The organism is Couchioplanes caeruleus (assembly GCF_023499255.1).
GTDB lineage: Bacteria > Actinomycetota > Actinomycetes > Mycobacteriales > Micromonosporaceae > Actinoplanes > Actinoplanes caeruleus_A.
In genome coordinates, this window is the sequence record NZ_CP092183.1 from 8053213 (window position 1) to 8055757 (window position 2545).

General features: G+C 69.1%; 4 protein-coding genes. 2 read left to right on the top strand and 2 right to left on the bottom strand.

Annotated features, from left to right (window positions below; all coding sequences use genetic code 11):
* Positions 1-106: 106 nt before the first annotated feature.
* Together COUCH_RS37130 and COUCH_RS37135 are read right to left on the bottom strand one after the other, a co-directional pair.
* Positions 107-409 (bottom strand): WXG100 family type VII secretion target, encoded by a 303-nt coding sequence (locus COUCH_RS37130; RefSeq protein ID WP_249609800.1) that lies wholly within the window; start codon positions 407-409, stop codon positions 107-109.
* 39 nt (positions 410-448) lie between these two features.
* On the bottom strand, positions 449-769 hold the full coding sequence (locus COUCH_RS37135; RefSeq protein WP_346015959.1) for a WXG100 family type VII secretion target: 321 nt from the start codon (positions 767-769) through the stop codon (positions 449-451).
* Between the two features lie 295 nt (positions 770-1064).
* Between COUCH_RS37135 and COUCH_RS37140 the strand changes: the two genes are divergently transcribed.
* Both COUCH_RS37140 and COUCH_RS37145 read left to right on the top strand, forming a co-directional pair.
* A complete protein-coding gene (locus COUCH_RS37140; RefSeq protein ID WP_249609801.1) occupies positions 1065-1481 on the top strand; it encodes a YbaB/EbfC family nucleoid-associated protein in 417 nt (138 codons plus the stop codon).
* Positions 1478-2524 (top strand): hypothetical protein, encoded by a 1047-nt coding sequence (locus COUCH_RS37145; RefSeq protein ID WP_249609802.1) that lies wholly within the window; start codon positions 1478-1480, stop codon positions 2522-2524. The genes COUCH_RS37140 and COUCH_RS37145 overlap by 4 nt, the downstream gene beginning before the upstream one ends.
* Positions 2525-2545: the final 21 nt, after the last annotated feature.

Below are 2545 nucleotides of genomic sequence, written 5' to 3' on the forward strand. Positions count from 1 at the left end.
CGGGCGCTTACCTGGAGGGGACAGACGCCGACGGCCCGGGTCATGACTCCGGGCCGGCGGGACTGCCGGCCACCGCGCCGATCGGACACGGCAGCCGGCGGCGGGGTCAGCCGCCGCGGACGTCGTTCCAGATGGCCGCGTGCCGCTGCTCGGTGGTGCCGTAGTTGTCCGAGATCTGCAGCAGCGTCACCCGGGCCTGCTCCAGGTACACGGTCATCTCGTTGGCGGCCTGGTTCCAGGCGGCCTTCGAGACGTGGTACTGGGTCCGCGCGTCACCGGTCCAGTCCTGCAGCGACTTCTCGACGTAGCGCTCCATGTCGCCCAGCGCCGTCTTGATGTCGTTGTTGATCTTGTTCATGTCGAACAGCGTGGCGTCAGCCGTGCTGAAGTCGAAACGGTAGTTGGACACCGCGTTCCTTTCTGAGAAGTCGAGGGGGCAGCGGGATCGTCAGACGCCCGGCAGCGCCGAGGCGAAGGACTGGGCCGCGGACGCGGCGGTGTTCTCCGCCTCGCGGTAGCCCTTCGTGGTCACGCCCATCACGTCGAGCATGGTGATGAGCTCGTTGATGACCTTCTGGAAGGAGCGCTCCCAGCTGTCCATGGCGTTGTTGAAGCCCTTGGACGCGTCACCGGTCCAGGTGGCCTGCAGCGCCGCCATCTGCGAGTTGACGCTCTGCAGATTGCCGTTGAACTGGGTCACCCGGTTCGAGAATTCCTGGGCTGCCGCCTGCATGCCCTGTTCGGTTGTCTGCACCACTGGCATGGTCACAGCGACACTCCTTTCGTCGTGCTCGGCTTGGAGGGACGACGCCGGACGCGGTCGCGCGATCCGGCGTTCGCAGAAAAGAGTGTTGATGGATGTCGACGGGTGAGGGCAAGGCGGAACGCCGCGGATGTCCGAACGTCGTCCCCGATCTGCCTTCTTCGACCCACCCGCCCCGGGTACCGGCGGAGAGCTCGGGAAGAACGCCTGCACTTTCGTCCCCGTCTCTCGCCGATCCCTTGGTACGCGCCCGGACGCCGCCCTCTACTGGGATCGGCCGAGGGGAAGGGAGACCGGGCTGATGGACTTCAACCAACGCATCGAGCACCTGTTCGAGGAGTACGAGCGGCAGCGCTCGAGCCTGACCACGATGCAGCAGAAGATGCGCGAGATCTCGGTCTCCGCCACGTCGCCCCGGCGCGAGGTCACCGTGACGGTCGGGCAGAACGGCACGCTCACCGACGTCACGTTCCCGACCGGCGCGTACAAGCGGCTCACCCCGGCCGAGCTGACCGCCGTCATCCTGCAGACGTACGCGGAGGCCAAGGAGCAGGTCGTGCAGCAGACCGCCGAGCTGCTGGCACCCGTACTCCCGGAGGGCATGGACGCGCAGCAGCTGGCCCGCGGCACCGCCGGCGCCGACATGTTCCTGCCGGCCGAGCCGCGGATGGCCACGAGCGTGCGCGAGTTCCTCAACCTGGGCCGAGCCGAACGATGAGCGGCGAACCCCGCGGCCAGATGTGGGTCGATCCCGAGGGCGTCGTCCAGCTCGGCGACTCGTACGCCGAGCACGGCGCCCTGTACGAGGGCTACATCACCCAGCTCGAGCAGCTGCGCAGCCGGTACGGGAAGAGCTGGGGCGACGACGACATGGGTCAGGCGTTCTCGCAGAGGTTCCTCGAGGGCCTCGACGCCCTCGACGGGATCATCGGCAGCGTCAAGGGCACTCTCACCTACACCTCCGAGGGGCTGCGCCAGAGCGGCCACCTGTACCGCAAGACCGACGAGGAAGCCGCCGAGATGGGCCACTACCTCGCCGGCAACTTCGACAACCTGCCGCAGGGCGTCTTCAACCGCCGCGAGGCACTGCAGGAGGGCGAGACACCGCGGCTCGCGCGGACACGGCTCAACGCGAGGGTCGTCAGCAACCGCGCGCCCAACACCGAGCTGGAGGCGTCCCAGCCCGTCTTCCGGACCGCCGGCGAGGGCCGCTTCGTCCCGCCCGAGGGCCGGCTCAGCCGCCTCGAGCCGAGGCGGGCCTACAAGTCCGTACGCCCCGGCGAGGAGGACGAGGAACTCCCCCGCGCCCGGCTCATGCCCGCCGAGGCCGTCGTCGCGAGCGTCGAGCCCGTCGAGGGCCCCATGTCACCGCTGCTGCCCACGGTCGAGGCAAGCTTCCCCGCGCAACGCGGGAAGCTGCGCCCGGCCATGCCGGCCATCTCCGCGTACTACCAGCAGGCCGGCTGGCAGGGCGCCCGCATCGACGGCGTGCCGCTGGCCGAGGGCTACCAGCTGCGGGGCCTCACCACGTTCCCGGACGGCACGACCCGCATCGACGCCAACCTCTACCAGTCGATCACCCCGATCACGCCGGGACACACGATCACCGACGCGGACGGGCAGCCGATCACGGCACCGGAGGGCCCGCTGTACGTCGTGAAGGACAACCCGTCGGTCGACCCCACCGCGCCCGGTTACGAGCCGTTCTTCGTCAGCTTCGCTCCCGACGGTACGGCCGTACCGATCGTCACGGACCTCTGAGCGCGACCACCCGAACCTTCC

Bases quoted from the DNA above. Each gene is read 5' to 3' on its own strand.
- COUCH_RS37140 (WP_249609801.1), top strand. From the start codon at position 1,065: ATGGACTTCAACCAACGCATCGAGCACCTGTTCGAGGAGTACGAGCGG.
- COUCH_RS37145 (WP_249609802.1), top strand. From the start codon at position 1,478: ATGAGCGGCGAACCCCGCGGCCAGATGTGGGTCGATCCCGAGGGCGTC.